The sequence below is a fragment of the Neolewinella antarctica genome, assembly GCF_011927835.1.
GTDB classification, from domain to species: Bacteria; Bacteroidota; Bacteroidia; order Chitinophagales; family Saprospiraceae; genus Neolewinella; species Neolewinella antarctica.
In genome coordinates, this window is record NZ_JAATJH010000002.1 from 613,883 (window position 1) to 629,266 (window position 15,384).

Genomic DNA, 15,384 nt, shown 5'->3' on the forward strand with positions numbered 1-15,384 from the left:
TTTTTGACTGCCCGGAAACTTCTTTTTTCTTCCTATACCTCTTCCCCTTCCTCCGGAAGCCCTTCCCCCGCGGATCGCCACAACAAGCTACTATCCCCATAGCTCAAGAATCGAAAGTTATGTCCCAAGGCATATGAGTAAATCTCCCGCCACCGGTCGCTGACAATCGCCGCGATTAGTAACAGCAGCGTAGACTTAGGTTGGTGAAAATTGGTGATCAATCCGTCTACCGTACGGACACCCGAAACGGGGGAAAGTAGAATCTCCGTGTGTCCGTTTAAATACTTGAGGTTTTGGTCTTCCATCATCGCCAGTAGCGCCGCTAAGCTCGCAGTTGCCGGCATTTCCCGAACTTCCCGGTCCTCGAACGCCCACTGCCCCACCGCGAAGGGCCGGTCTTCCACCCGTCGTCGATTAAGAAGCAAATCCGCACCCAAACAATGCAGACTTTCCAGGCACCGTAGGGTAGTCGTCCCCACGCTCACCACCGTTCCCGAGTTTAAGTGCTTAGCGACCAATTTTGCCACGAAGTCTCTACTGACCGAAAAGGTCTCCCGGTGCATGTCGTGGCCGCCGAGGGTGGGGGAGGAGACGGGCCGAAAGGTCCCGGCACCGACGTGTAGAAGTACTTCCGCCCATTCAATGTCTTTTCGAGCTAGCCCAGCCATTACTTCCGGAGTAAAGTGTAAACCAGCCGTAGGGGCGGCAACGGAGCCGGCAACTTGGGCGAAGACGGTTTGGTAACGATCCTCGTCCTCGGCCTCCGTCTCCCGGCCCAGGTAAGGTGGGAGGGGTAGCGTGCCGGCTGCTTCCAGTACCTCACCAAAAGTAAGGTCGGGTACGTCGCTAATAAAGCTGAAGGCAACGGTAAAAGTAGCGTCGCTACGCCCCGACCGCTCTGCTTCCAACGTAGCCGTGCCGCCGGAAAGCGGGACGGTCAGGGATAAACTCCCCCGCTTCCAACGCCGATTGCCGCCGATCAGGCACGTCCATTGCACCCGCGTCCTCGCCCCTAAATTCTGCGCGTGATCCGCCGGCTCCAATGGGTCGAGACAGAAGATTTCGATAGCCCGCTTGCCCTCGGCTAAAGGGAAAAACAGCCGTGCGTGAATGACGCGGGTCTTGTTGCCAATGAGTAATGTCCCCGGCGGCAGATGATCCGGAAGGTCCTGAAACTCGTGGACTTCAATTGGTCTGCCAGGGCCGTGCCAGCGCAGTTGTTTAGCCGCGTCCCGCCGAGCCGCAGGATGACGGGCGATGCGGTCGTCCGGAAGGTCGTAATCGAAGGTGTCTACGGAAATATCGTGGGCGGAGTCGGGCATGGGGCTGAATTGGCCGCAAATATAGTAGTTCAAAGGACCGAGTTGATTTTGTGTGAAATGTTGCCACCGTGGCTTCAATTTGACTTGATCCGTTACGTTGTTCGATGAATACGGGCCATTCATCGAAAACCGGAACCGAACCGCCCCGTGTATCGTTCCTTTATCGCCACGTTTAAACTGCGTCCGTATGTCCAATTTCTTTAAGATTCTTTTCGGTTCCTGCCTGGGTACTTTACTCGCCCTCGGTGTTTTGGGGTTCATCGGCTTTTCCGCCGTTGCCGGCCTGGCGAGTTCCGGAGACGATAAACCGGACGTTGAAACCAACTCCATCCTCAAACTCGACCTCACAAAATTACCGGAACTGACGGGGAACTTGCCCGTCGACGGGTTCGAGTTCGACCTGGAAGGCATCGGCCCGCTCGGTGTACACGACGTCGTGCGCGCGATCGAGAACGCCAAAAACGACGACGACATCAAGGGCATCTACCTGAACAGCATGAGCCAGGTGGGTGGATTTACTAAGCTGCGGCTAATCCGCGAGGCCCTGGTGGACTTTCGGGAGAACGGTAAATTCGTGGTCAGTTACGCACCCGTCTACGACCAGAACGCCTACTACCTGGCCAGCGCCGCCGACGAAGTTTACGTCGGCCCGCTCGGCGTGGTTGATTTTCGCGGCCTGGGTGCCGATATCCCTTTCTACAAAAACATGCTCGATAAGGTCGGCGTCCGCTTCGAGATCTTTTACGCCGGCAACTTTAAAAGCGCTACGGAGCCCTTCCGCCTGACGGAGATTAGTGACTCCAACCGCTTACAGACGCGGGAGTACCTCACCGGCCTGTGGAACATGATGGCGGAAGACGTCGCGATCTCCCGCAACCTCACTCCCGCCACCGTCCGGGGTTTTGCCAACAACCTCACCGGTTGGAAGGACCAGGCCGCCGTCGACGCCGGGCTCATCGATGGCGTTTACCGCCGCAACGAAGTGGACACGCGGTTGCGGACCTTACTTGGGCTCGAATCCGACGACAAGATCAAGGGGCTTTCCGTCGACGACTACTTTTCCGCCCGCCTCAAACTACTCCGGGGCGGTGGCGACGAAGTTGCCGTGCTGTTCGCGGAGGGCAGCATCGTTGATGGTAAAGCCGACCCGGGCTCGATCGGGGACAAAAATCTCGTGAAGGAAATCGATAAGTTAGCCGAAGATGATGACGTGAAGGCCGTAGTCCTTCGGGTCAACAGTGGCGGTGGCAGCGCCAGTAGCTCGGAAAACATTTGGTACGCCTTCGAAAAATTCAAGGACACGGGTAAACCCCTCGTCGTCAGCATGGGTACCTACGCGGCCAGCGGGGGCTACTACATCGCCGCCGGTGCGGATTCTATTTTTGCCGAGCCTTCCACGATTACCGGTTCCATCGGTGTTTTCATGCTGTTTCCGATGGTGGACGAGTTGATGAACGAGAAGATCGGCATCAACTTCGATACGGTCAATACTGCTCGGTACGCCAACGCCTTTAGTCCCTTCCGCCCCCTGAGTGAAGGCGCAAAGGATGTGCTCAAGGACCGCACGGCCATGATCTACGAAACTTTTCTGGACCGGGTAGCCGATGGCCGGGCGAACCTCACCAAGGAACAAGTACGCATTCTGGCCGGTGGCCGGGTGTATACCGGTCAGCGGGCGCTTGAAATTGGCCTGGTCGACCGCCTCGGCGGGCTCGACGACGCGATCGCTTCCGCGGCTGGCCTGGCGGGCATTGATTTAGACGACGTGAGCGTCGGTCAGTACCCGAAGATGAAAACGCCGCTGGAGCAGATTATCGAAACCTACCTGGGCGAGGATGCCATGCCCACGATGGCCGGCGCGTCGATCGTCCGCGAGCAACTCGGGGAGGATAACTACCGCCACTTCGAGCTGCTGCGGGAGATGACGAAAGTCAACAAAGCGCAGTGTCGCCTACCGGTGGTGATCAACTTCTAGTCAATCCATTCATAATCTATTAGCAAGGGAATCCAGCAACAAGCTTGGGTTCCCTTGCTGGCTTATTACCTTTGCCGGCGCTTAAAACTGTGTGATATGATCCAGCGAATTCAATCTATTTTTCTCTTCCTCGGTGCCGTTCTTTGCTTCGTGCTCTTCTTCACCGACGTGGCCGATACGCCAGCGCCGATGGAAACCAGTAGTCTGTTTGCCGATGCTCAATTTACCTTGTTTGACGATCCGATTTTGCTGGTGCTCTTTGGCTTAGCTGGAGTGCTTTTGCTGGTGAATATATTTCTTTTTAATAACCGCAAGCTACAAATGACGCTGAGTTTAGTGGCTATTCTGCTGGTCGTTTTGGGTGCGGGCTACGGGGCCTTCCGCTTTTTTACGGACGTCGCGGCGGGTAGTGCGACGCCTGACTTTGGCCTGATTTTACCACTGTTGGCCATCATTTTCGGCTGGCTGGCGCGCAATAATATCAAAAAGGACGAGAAACTGGTGCGTAGCGCCGATCGCCTGCGGTAATAGTGGGCGCGGTCGTAGACGCAAAGCATTTACTTAAGGAGCAGCGGGGCTTGGCCCTAAATACTTTACGCCTGCGCATCCCCAATATTGCACCCATTCCGATGGCTACCGGGGCGCACTAATACCGCCAAAAACTTTTCCACCACCAGTGGGCTTTACGTGGCATGGCAAAACCGCGCGGCGGCACCGAAGAAGCCCCCAGCTGGCGCGACCAGTTGGCGGCGCTCAAGAACATCCCCCCCTTTCTCCGATTAATCTGGGCCGCGAGCTCGAAACTCACCATCGCCAACATCGTGCTGCGCGTGCTGCAGGCGGCGTTACCGACGGCCATACTGTACATCGGTAAACTGATCATCGATGAGGTGATCCTGCTACTTGACGGTGGTGGTGACGTAGACTTTCTGTGGAAAGTCGTCGCCCTCGAATTCGTCCTGGGCCTGAGTTCCGACCTCCTCTCCCGCGCCACCACGCTCGTGGACGGCCTGCTGACGGACCTAATCAGTAACAAAACCAGCGTGGACATCATGCGCCACGCCGCCACGCTCGACCTGTACCAGTTCGAAGACGCCGAATTTTACGACAAGATGGAACGCGCGCGCCGGCAAACCAACGGCCGCTCGACCCTAATGTCGCAACTACTCGCGCAGTTTCAGAGCATCATCACCATCATCGTGCTGGGTGTGACCGTGGTCACGTACAGCCCGTGGTTAATTGTCTTGTTAGTCGTAGCGGTCATTCCCAGCTTCATCCAGGAGAACTACTTTAACCAACAGAAATACAGCCTGACCCGTAGTTGGACGCCGGAGCGACGGGAATTGGATTACCTCCGTTACCTGGGCGCAAGCGACATCACGGCCAAAGAGGTTAAGATCTTCGGCCTGGCTGACTTCATCACGGACCGCTTCGATATGCTGTCGATGAAGTACTACTTCGCCAACCGCAAGTTGGCCGTGCGCCGGGCGGGGTGGGGCGCTTTTTTCAGTGCGATCAGTTCGCTTACTTATTACGGCGCTTACGTCCTGATCATCATGCAGGCCATCAGCGGCCAAATATCCGTGGGTACGCTGACCTTTCTCGCGGGCGCCTTCCGGCGGATGCAGCAGGGCTTACGAACGATTCTATCGCGGGTGGCGACGATCGGTGAAAACGCGCTGTACCTGCAGGACCTCTTCGACTTTTTCCGCATCGAGCCTGGCATCAGGGATCGGAAGGGCGCGTTGCCTTTTCCGGAAAAAGTAGTCGCGGGGTGGGTGTTCGAGAACGTCAGCTTTAAATACCCGGGCGCGGAAAAATTTGCGATCCAGAACTTGTCCTTCGAGCTACCAATGGGGACAAAGCTCGCCCTCGTAGGGGAAAACGGTGCGGGAAAAACGACGTTGGTGAAATTACTGGCTCGCCTGTACGAACCAACCGAAGGGCGCATCTTACTGGATGGTAAAGATTTGAAGGACTACCGCCTGAACGAACTGCGCGACCACGTGGGGGTGATCTTTCAGGACTTTTTCCGCTACCAACTCAGCGCGCGTGAGAACATCGCCGTGGGCCGGATTGAGGAGATCGACCAGCAGGACCGAATTGAAGACAGCGCGACGAAATCATTGGCCGCCGAGGTCGTAGAGAGCCTGCCGGGCAAATACGACCAACTTCTGGGGCGTCGCTTTGCCGGCGCGATGGACCTGAGTGGTGGGCAGTGGCAAAAAGTAGCACTCGCGCGTGCCTACATGCGCGACGCTTCGCTACTCATCCTCGACGAACCCACCAGCGCGCTTGATGCCCGGGCGGAATTCGAAGTTTTCGAACGTTTCACCGAACTCATCGAAGGAAAAGCCGCCGTCATCATCAGCCACCGTTTTTCTACCGTACGCATGGCGGATACAATTCTTTTTCTGGAGTACGGTCGACTACTGGAGTTGGGAACGCACGAAGAACTCATGCTGAAGGACGGCCGCTACGCCGAACTATTTAAGTTGCAGGCGCGGGGGTACCAGTAACGTTAGTCGCCCTAAAATATAGCTTAGGGAATAATTAAAGTTAATTCGTAAAATAAGGAAGCTGATTAGCAACATTAACTTACATTTTGTGTACTTACACTAAGATCGTCGGGTTTGTCGTCATCCATCTTAAGTTATACTGATTACTTTTGGTCAGTTTAAGAGAATTAACGGGTTTGGATTGCAGATTCGTAGCGCTGAGCACTAATTGTTCCGTCGTGAATTGGTATAGATTATTTGGCCTACGCCGCGCGTACAGACACATAAGATGAGCGTGCAGAGCAAACTTCGAATTATTCAACCGTTGGGAGAATTACCATACTACAGGACATTTTCCCCGGACGCTTGGAGGACCTCAACAATTTCGCCTTCGGCTTCACGGCAGAGGACGCTCCAAGGTCCTCAAGTAGAATTTTAGAACCTTGGAGCGTCTCGAAACTAAAGCGTAGCGAAGGGTTTCGAGTCCTCCAAGCGTCCAATTTGAAAATGTCCAGTAGTGTGGAGAATTACCTAAAGATATGCTAACGGATTAGCGTAGAATAGTAGATATTTGCGCATTATGCGGAACATTATGCTACACTCCGTATTGAAACGGTAAATTGTATGGTCTGCGTAAATTCTACGTTCCATCGATGATTACTGGTCAAACTCCGTACCAACGACACTACGGGTGCGTTAGCTACCAGCAAGACTTGTCGCAGCTCACATTTTAACTTGCCAATGCTTGCGGTACGTGACCAGGCGGTTGATCCGACGCCACTAAAAAATTTGTTTGTTCAAGTGTTGTTTTCACCCCTTCCCAAATATATTAGGAAGGGGTTTTTTACGTGCAACATCGGTACTAGCGTGCGCAGGCATTCGTGTTTCGCGTTTGCTTATCAATTTGAAAGGCGGCGGAGATCAGGGACAGGTGGGAAAAGGCCTGGGGGAAGTTACCGAGCTGCTCGCCGTGGATACCTATTTCCTCGCTGAACAAGCCAACGTGGTTTCCGTAGCCGAGCAGTTTTTGCATAACGATCGTCGCCTCGTCTATCCGTCCGATACGGGCCAGGCACTCAGCGTACCAGAAAGAGCAAATGGTAAAAGAGCTCTCTTCCCCTTCGAGCCCGTCCGTAGCCCCGTCCTCTTGCTTATACCTAAAGACCAGTACGTCCGCCGTGAGCTTCTTTTCTATTTGCTCGAATGTCTTCAGCCAGCGGGGCTCCTTGCTGGATACGAAGCGCAACAGCGGCATCAGTAGCGCGCTCGCATCCAGTGTTTCACTGCCGAGAAACTGGGGGTAAGCCTGCAGATCTTCATTCCAGAACCCGTCGTAAATCTCCTCGTAAATCTCGTCCCGCACCGTGCGCCACTTTTCCAGTGGGTAGGGCAGGGAGCGGTCGTCGCCGATCGTCATCGCCCGGTCGAGCGCGACCCAGCAACAGACGGTCGAGTGAAGAAAGCGCTGTTTGCCACTGCGGACTTCCCAGATGCCGTGGTCCTTGGTCCGCCAGTTCTCGATGACGAAGTCCACCATCACGGATATCTCACCCCAGAACTCACGGGTAATGCTGCCGCCGGACTCGTTGTAGAGGTAAATCGTATCGATGAGTTCACCATAGATGTCCATCTGCGTCTGGTCGTAGGCACCGTTGCCGATTCGGACGGGTTGGCTCTGCTTGTACCCCTCGAGGTGGTCCAGGCTAATTTCTTCCAGGTCCTTCCGGCCGTCGACGCCGTACATAAGTTGGAGGCTGTCCATACACTTATCCTGAATCCAAACCATAAAGGCTTCCGCCTCTTCGGTATAGCCCAGCCGCAGAAAGGCGTACATGGTGAAGGCGGAGTCACGGATCCACGTATAGCGGTAATCCCAGTTGCGTTCGCCACCGATTGTTTCCGGGAGGCCGAACGTCCCCGCCGCAACGGTACTGCCGAAGCGTTTTGAGGTGAGCAGCTTAAGCGTCAGGACGGACCGTAATACTTCTTCCTTCCACGGGCCATCGTAATTGCAGCGGCTCGACCAGCTCGACCAGAAGTCCCGACATTTTTTGAAGGCCGGCATGAAATCAGGTTCGTGCCGTTCGCCTTCCGCCAGCGTGAGGAGAAAATCCATGTTCTCCCCGTGCCGTAAGGAGATCATGCCTTCGAGGCCGTCTTCCTTGATCTCCAGGTCGGCGGAGGTGAGGAGTAATAGGGTCGGCTGCTCGCCCGCGGGGTCGTGCATCAGGTAGCCCGTGCCGTCCGGTCGTTTCTCCACCCGGCACGTCTGGCGCGCGTAGTCGAAGCGCGGTTTGATGTCTACCCGAATTTGGTGGTCGCCGTAAACGCCCTTCAGCCGGCGGTAGATGGCAAAATCCTGCTCCGCGTTTGCGATGGGCATAAAGTCCGTCACCTCGGCGATACCGGTTTTACTCAGGTAGCGGGTGAGCAGGATGTTGGTGCCGGGTAGGTAAAGTTGTTTGTAGCGAATGTCTTCGTCTTCGCAGAAGAACGTAAAGCAGCCACCCTTTTTGTCGTCCAGGATTTTTCCGAATACGGAAGGTGAATCGAACCGGGGGAGACAGAGGAAATCAATCGAGCCGGATAAATTGACCAGGGCGAGCGTGTGGAGATTACCGATTACGGCGTGGTCTTCAATGGGGGTATAAGCCATAATGCGGGGGGTGTTGTAATTAGCGGACACGACGTGGGAGGGCAAAATTCCTTTCGTACGTACAGAGCCCTAACGGCAGGGTGGCCCCCGGGTTTCGTAATTCACCTCGGCCGGGCTTAACGTCTTTTAACGCGTACCGCCGGCAGATAACCTTTCCTTAAGCATATTAAGTAGGGGGTAGTGGTTACAGTAGTGTCTTTCAGGCAATTAGCTAACTATGCAGGTCGATAATTTCTAACCCAGTAAAATAATGGGTAACGAGAATACCGGTTTACGCAGATGCGCCTGCGGGCCGTGAGCAATGAAAAGCTGAGCGGTGGGCGCTGCCCACAAATAGGGCGACCGCCACAAGAATTTGGGTTTTAATAGTGTGTGTTTTACCGCGCGGTCCGGATTATACTCCCGGACCGCGCTTTTTTGTGGATTGGTAGCCCGGTTTCTTACTTAACCGGCGGGACGTAATTTTACCGCATGATTAGACTAGGCCCCACCTTTCTGCTCCTTACCTGCTTACTCTGCACCTGCGACCGCGCCCAAACCAACGAAACGGGATCGCGCGGGGCCACCGGGCAACGCCACGAAATAAGCGGGCAAGCCATGGGGTCCTACTACCGCATCACTTACCTGGGCGACAGCATTCCCTTTCTGACCGGCAGTGTGGATAGTTTACTGGACGCTTACAACCTGGAGCTATCCGCCTGGGTGCCGGAAAGCAAGCTTAGCCAGTTCAACGAACGTGATTCCGGGGTTGACCTGCGTGGTACGCAGCACTTTATTCCGAACCTCGAACTAGCCATAAAAATTAGCCGGGAAACGGACGGCGCCTACGACCCGACCGTGGCGCCACTCGTTAATTACTGGGGCTTCGGGGCGGGGGAGCGACGCACTTCGACCGATTACGACGTAGCCGAAATAGCGCGTTTGCGCACGCTCGTCGGATTAGAAAATATCGAACTAAAGGGTGAGCGGCTAACGAAAAAAATACCTGGCGTGCAGCTCGACGTGAGCGCCAGCGCGAAGGGTTACGGCGTGGACCTGGTGTCCGAATTAATGAGCGCGCGCGGCCGCCCGAACCACCTCGTGGACATCGGCGGCGAAATGCGCGGCGGCGGTACGAAGGACGGCGCGGCCTGGAACGTGGCCATTCGCCTGCCCGACGAGGACAAAACAAAAATTGCCAGCGCCGGTACGCTGCCGCTGATGAACGGTCGGGCACTCGCGACCTCGGGCAATTATTTAAATTATTACAAAGTCGATGGCGAAACCTACAGCCACACCATTAATCCGAAAACGGGGATGGTTGAACGGAATACGCTCCTGAGCGCCTCCGTCCTGGCGCCCGATTGCGCTACGGCGGACGCCTACGCCACGGCCTGTATGGTGCTTGGCCCGGAAAAAGCCTTGCGGTTAATTGAGGCGCGCCCGGAAATGGAAGGCTACTTTTTGACCCGCGGTGACGACGGGACACTGGTTACGCTGAAGAGTAGCGGCCTCTGATGCATGATCACTTCGGGCCAAAAGCAATTGTAACGAATCTCAAGGGATCAATTAGTTCTGCGCTGTTTTCTGTGATGAAAAAAAGCGTAAGGTCAATTCGTGAACTGCGTATTTCCCGCGCCTTACCTTCGCCGCGTGATTCAAAAACGTAGCAGCCCCCAGCTCATCGATTACCTGACCCTCGTTGCCCTCAGCCTGATTTGGGGGACGAGTTATATCCTCATCAAACGGGGCCTGGAAGTATTTACCCCGGCCCAGGTGGCGACGCTGCGCCTGGGCATTTCGGCGCTTGCCCTGTTACCGTTCGCGGTCGTTCACTTACGCAAAATTAGCTGGTCGCAGGTACCGTTGCTCATCGTCATCGGCATTACCGGGACGGGCCTGCCGTCTTTCCTTTTCCCCTTTGCGCAGACCGAGCTCAGCAGCAGCCTGACGGGTATGCTGAGTAGCCTCACGCCGCTGTGCACCTTCATCGTCGCGTACTTCATTTTTGGTAGCCGCGAGGGTAGTAATCGGCAACTGGCGGGTGTGCTGGTGGGGCTTTGCGGCGCGATTCTGCTGGCGTGGGCGGCACCCGGGGTGACGGGGCAGACCACCCGTTTTCTTTACACGGGCTTTATTTTAATGGCCTGTTTCTGCTACGCCATCAGTTCCAACCTCGTCGGTGCTTACTTCAAAGAAACGTCGGCGCTGACGATTACGGTCACCAGTTTTGTGCTGGTGGGGACGCCGGCGTTGATTTGGGCGCTGAGCGCGGGTGCCGTGTTGGACGTGGTGTTGAGCACGGCCGACGGGGCGGGCTGGTGGGCGCTGGGGTACGTAGCGTTTCTGGCGGTATTCAGTACCGTGCTGTCGAGCGTAGTGTTTTTCCGGATGGTGCAACGGACCGGGGCGGTGTTCGCGAGCACGGTGAGTTACATCATCCCGCTGGTGGCCCTCTCTTGGGGTTTGCTGGACGGCGAAGCCCTGAGCTACTGGCAGCTGCCGGCGGTCGCGCTCGTCCTCGTGGGCGTTTGGTTAAGTAAACGATGATGGGGGAGTGCGTCCGTAAGGTTACCGAACCGGCCGGCCGGCACGTGATTGTCGTGGCTTATTCCGTTATTGCGACGATGCGGATAGATTACCTTCTAACTTTATTATTACTGCTTGCGGCGAGCCAGCCGTCAGGCTTAAGGGGGCAGGGTACGGAAGCCACGCCCGTGGAGGATGACCGGCCCAAAATACTCCGGACCCTACGGGATACTAGCCCGGCGACAGCGACAGCGACTAAAACAACACCGCTCGCCGACTCGGTCACGATCGTCGACGTATTTATGGAGGGCCACAAGCGGACCCGCGACCGCGTTATCGTCCGGGAGATGGGCCTCAAACGCGGCGCCCGCGTTCCGTCCGCCGACCTACGGGAGCGGGTAGATTTAAGCTACAACACGTTAATGAATACCGGCCTCTTTGCGAGCGTCGAAATTGCGATCGATACCCTGAGCGCCGATGAAGTCGCTTTGGTGCTACAAATTCGGGAAACTTGGTACCTGTACCCCGTGCCGGTCTTCGGCCTGGCGGACCGCAATTTTAACGTCTGGTTCAACGAAAATAACGCCTCCCTCGACCGGGTCGACATCGGGGCGAAATTGACTTACTATAACTTCACCGGCCGCCGCGACAAATTCAAAATAGGGTTCACGACGGGCTACACGCGGGAATACGAATTTAGCTATAACCACCCCTACGTCAACGCCGCCGGCACGCTCGGCCTCGGCCTCAGTTACAGTTTCCGCCGCCGCCGCGAGCAGAATTACCTGACGGTTGACAACCAGCAAAAATTCTATTCGGAGGAGGATAACTTTGTGTTCCGTCGCACCAACGTCGACCTATCGTTGAGATACCGAAAAGAACTTTTTGTCACCCACCGCATAGAACTGGGCTACCGCAATACCAGCATTGCCGACACCATTGCGCGGAGCTTAAACCCCGACTTTTTCGGCGGCGCTCGGAATAGCCAGCAGTTTGGGCGGCTGGCCTACTTTTATTCGACCGACAAGCGCGACGTCCGTAATTACCCCTGGGCGGGTTACCTCATCAGCGGTTCTGTAGAAAAGGAAGGCCTGGGGATTACGGGAGAACGGAGTGGTTTGACGCTGGGGGGCACCTACGCTAAGTTTTTACCCCTTAGCGATAAATATTCCCTCAACTTCGGTATGGCCGCTAAGTACAGCCTCATTCGCACGCAGCAACCTTTCCTGGAGAACCGGGCCATTGGCTTCGGAAGTAACGGGCTGGTGGGGTATCAATTTTACGTCGTGGACGGACTGGATATGCTCATCTGGCGGGCGGGCATTCGGCGGGAAATATTTCGGGCTAAACTGGACCTCGGTAAGTACGCATTTATTGACGCGTTTCGGTACGTGCCGATTCGTTTACTCTTCGCCGTTCAGTTCAATCAGGGTTTTTCCAACTCCCCTTTCGTCGGGGAAGCTAATCCGCTGACCAACAGGTTACTGACCGGAATGAGCGCGGGCCTGGATGCCGTTCTGTATTACGATATGGTGGGTAGTATTCAGTATAACCGAAATCACCTGGGTGAAGATGGCGTTTTTATCGCCCTCCAGCTAAGTTTTTAACCCACTTCAGCATGCTGCGTTTTTCACCGTGGGGCGAGCCTTCAATCAGTACGAACGAATGCTTAAGATCTGCTGTTTCGCAGATTATTTCGCCACAAAAGCACAAAAGCACAAAATCGGTGTACGGCTGCGCCGAAGCACCGTTCATTTACTCTCGTGTGTTTTTGTGTTTGTGTGGCATAATCCGGCTGTGTAAGGTCGGTTAAGATTATACAATTTCGGAGTCCGTACGTCAGTCGAAATGTTGACCTTTCCGCACCGATAGCCACGCTGCGGGGTCCCGGAGCGACCGACGGTCGTTACGGGCGCAAGGCAATACCGGTCAGTAGCGTAATTATTCGTCTAATCCTTATTTTGCTTAGCCACGACGGCTAATCCGAGTACGGTCCCCACGAAATGTTCCGGCGTCCGTTTGGGACAATAGCCTCAACATCAAGAACAGAAGGTGTAACTTGGCCTCCCTATGCAGATCGTGATTTATAGCCAGGTACTCAAGGTGAAGGATATTTCCGTCATCCAGGAACTATTTGACCTCCTCGCCGAGTATAATTTTTCAACCTACGTTTACGGGCCTTACCTGGAGGAACTACGCCCCCACGTTACTTTTAAAAAGGACGTGGGTGTTTTTGGTGGTCACATTGACCTGCGCATCAAACCTTTCGATATGTTCTTTTGCCTCGGGGGCGATGGGACGATCCTGCGTGCGGCGACGATCGTGCGTAACACGGGGATACCCATCTTGGGTATAAACCTTGGACGGTTGGGCTTCCTGGCCAGGGTGGAAAAGACGCGCCTGCGTTCGACCCTTAATCTGCTTAAACTGGGCCGCTTCAACGTCGAGCAGCGGGGGATGCTCTACCTGGAAAGTAATCTATCCGTATTCGGCGAGACGCCCTACGCGCTTAATGATTGTACGCTACTCAAGCGGGATACCTCTTCGATGGTGACGATCCACACCTACATTAACGGGGCGTATTTAAATAGCTACTGGGCGGACGGCATCATTATCGCCACCCCGACGGGCTCTACGGGGTATTCGCTGAGTTGTGGCGGGCCGATCATCTTCCCCGGCAGCGGTAATTTCGTGCTCACGCCGGTCGCGCCGCACAATTTGAACGTGCGGCCAATCGTAATTTCCGATGATTCGGTGGTCAGCTTCGAGATCGAAGGGCGGACGGAAAACTTCCTCTGCACGCTCGATAGCCGCTTTGAGACCATTACTTCGGTACACAGTTTGGCGGTCCGGAAAAATGATTTCGGATTAAGCCTGGTGGAGCTTCCGGGTATCACGTTTATGGATACCCTGCGCGGGAAACTACACTGGGGGGACGATCGTCGTAACTTTTGAGGGCAAAACATCCCATTTTGCTGGCGAATGCGGGTTAAACGAAGGTATCTCGTATGATGACCGGGCTGGCCATAATTAAACTGGCCGCTTAAATAAAGGAGCGTTTAACACTAGCTAAGAGCATATTGGGACGTTGGGTTCCTGGCTGGTTTTGAGGCAGTTTTGTGATGGTTAAGGCAGCAAAACCGGAGTTTAGCCGTAGCTAAATGAGGATTTTACTAACGAAGACCACCGCAAAAGTGGCTAAAATAAGGCCGGAAGCTAAAGTCCCAACATGCTCTAAAAGAACAAATAACCGAAATTAACCTTTTTAGCATATATTTGCGTAATAATTGGCCCCATCGGAAGATCTATCAAAGTAGTCATTTCCCCGATTCATACGATAACTGTACATTCCGCGCGAACCAAATTCGTGATGTCGGAATAACTTGAATGTGTCGTTGGGTCAGACTTTTAAATAAACTTTTAAATAAATAATATTAGAGAGTTATTTGCTCCTGGAAAGATGGCACCCCATTTCTTCAGAATGAAGCGCAGTATCTTTTACTTATCATTTATTAAATATCAATAATTAACCACTCAATCCAAACCATAATATGGCTAATCTAAAAAAAGAAGTTGCCGCACTCCTGTCTCGATTCGACGCAGCGCAGGAAGCTTTTACCGCTAACTCTAACGACGCGAAAAAGGCCCGCAAGGCACACAAAAAGGAGATGAAGTCTTCCAAGAAGACCATTAAGGCATTAGAGCAGCAAGTTGCCGACCTCCAAAAGAAGTTATCAAAAGCCGAAGGTGAGCTCACCCTCACGAAAGCTAAGGTCACCGGAAAATCCGCCTCCGCTACGCCCAGCGCGCAGAAATCCGTGAGCGACACGTCAAAGGACGATAAGTCCAAAACTGCAAGCAGTAAGTCAAAGGATGATAAATCCAAGACCGAAAGCAACAAGTCTAAATCGGACAAGCCCGCGGCTACGCCCACCAAGGTAACCAACACTTCTACGGGCTCGACCAAGAAGGATGCCGATAAGTCAACGACCAGCGGCCCCGGTCGCCCCAAGAAGACGGCTGCTACCGCGGCTGCATCCAAGGCGACTCCCGATATGAACGACAAATCTGAGGAAAGCACCTCGGCAGCTAAGCCAGCCGCTAAGCGTCGTGGCCGCCCCGCCGGTAGCAAGGCTAACAAAACCGGTGCGGCTAAGAAGCCATCCACCGGTCGTGGCCCGGGTCGCCCCCGCGTCAAGCCCGTCGTGCCGCAGAGCCCCCTCCAGGCGATCGCCGGAGTCGGCCCCGCCATGGCCCGCGCTTTCGAAGCCGCTGGTGTAAGCACACCGGCAGCACTCGCTAAGCTGTCTAACGCCAAAATGACGGAAGTACTCGACGGCGTAGGCCCACGGTACAAAAACCCCTCACCGGAAAAGATCCAGGCCTACCGCGATGCCGCTAACGCCGCAAAGTAAATAGCCGGCC

10 protein-coding genes are annotated in these 15,384 nt (G+C 54.8%); 8 read left to right on the plus strand and 2 right to left on the minus strand.

All coding sequences use genetic code 11. The features are described from left to right. Positions 1-32 precede the first annotated feature (32 nt). Positions 33-1,322 (minus strand): S-adenosylmethionine:tRNA ribosyltransferase-isomerase, encoded by a 1,290-nt coding sequence (locus GGR27_RS07720; RefSeq protein ID WP_168036839.1) that lies wholly within the window; start codon positions 1,320-1,322, stop codon positions 33-35. Positions 1,323-1,509: 187 nt separating this feature from the next. Here GGR27_RS07720 and sppA point away from each other — a divergent pair, with 187 nt between their 5' ends. The 3 genes from sppA (at position 1,510) to GGR27_RS07735 (ending at position 5,816) form a co-directional block, all read left to right on the plus strand. Further along, positions 1,510-3,297, plus strand: coding sequence for a signal peptide peptidase SppA (gene sppA, locus GGR27_RS07725; protein ID WP_168036840.1), 1,788 nt, complete (start codon positions 1,510-1,512; stop codon positions 3,295-3,297). A gap of 96 nt (positions 3,298-3,393) precedes the next feature. Beyond that, positions 3,394-3,825, plus strand: coding sequence for a DUF4293 domain-containing protein (locus GGR27_RS07730; RefSeq protein ID WP_168036841.1), 432 nt, complete (start codon positions 3,394-3,396; stop codon positions 3,823-3,825). 164 nt (positions 3,826-3,989) lie between these two features. Beyond that, positions 3,990-5,816: an ABC transporter ATP-binding protein gene (locus tag GGR27_RS07735; protein WP_168036842.1), complete on the plus strand. Its 1,827-nt coding sequence runs from the start codon at positions 3,990-3,992 to the stop codon at positions 5,814-5,816. A gap of 841 nt (positions 5,817-6,657) precedes the next feature. Here the strand turns inward: GGR27_RS07735 and GGR27_RS07740 are convergent. After that, entirely contained in the window at positions 6,658-8,451 is a 1,794-nt protein-coding gene (locus tag GGR27_RS07740) for a glycoside hydrolase family 15 protein (RefSeq protein WP_168036843.1), read from the minus strand. A gap of 471 nt (positions 8,452-8,922) precedes the next feature. Between GGR27_RS07740 and GGR27_RS07745 the strand changes: the two genes are divergently transcribed. From GGR27_RS07745 to GGR27_RS07765, 5 genes are all read left to right on the plus strand, one after another. Continuing rightward, on the plus strand, positions 8,923-9,948 hold the full coding sequence (locus tag GGR27_RS07745) for an FAD:protein FMN transferase (protein ID WP_168036844.1): 1,026 nt from the start codon (positions 8,923-8,925) through the stop codon (positions 9,946-9,948). A 135-nt stretch (positions 9,949-10,083) separates the two neighbouring features. Further along, a complete protein-coding gene (locus tag GGR27_RS07750) occupies positions 10,084-10,980 on the plus strand; it encodes a DMT family transporter (RefSeq protein ID WP_168036845.1) in 897 nt (298 codons plus the stop codon). After that, a complete protein-coding gene (locus GGR27_RS07755) occupies positions 10,977-12,566 on the plus strand; it encodes a POTRA domain-containing protein (RefSeq protein ID WP_168036846.1) in 1,590 nt (529 codons plus the stop codon). The genes GGR27_RS07750 and GGR27_RS07755 overlap by 4 nt, the downstream gene beginning before the upstream one ends. A 463-nt stretch (positions 12,567-13,029) precedes the next feature. Then, positions 13,030-13,914, plus strand: a complete 885-nt coding sequence (locus tag GGR27_RS07760; protein ID WP_168036847.1) for an NAD kinase — start codon at positions 13,030-13,032, stop codon at positions 13,912-13,914. Positions 13,915-14,510: 596 nt separating this feature from the next. After that, positions 14,511-15,374, plus strand: a complete 864-nt coding sequence (locus GGR27_RS07765; protein WP_168036848.1) for a helix-hairpin-helix domain-containing protein — start codon at positions 14,511-14,513, stop codon at positions 15,372-15,374. Positions 15,375-15,384: the final 10 nt, after the last annotated feature.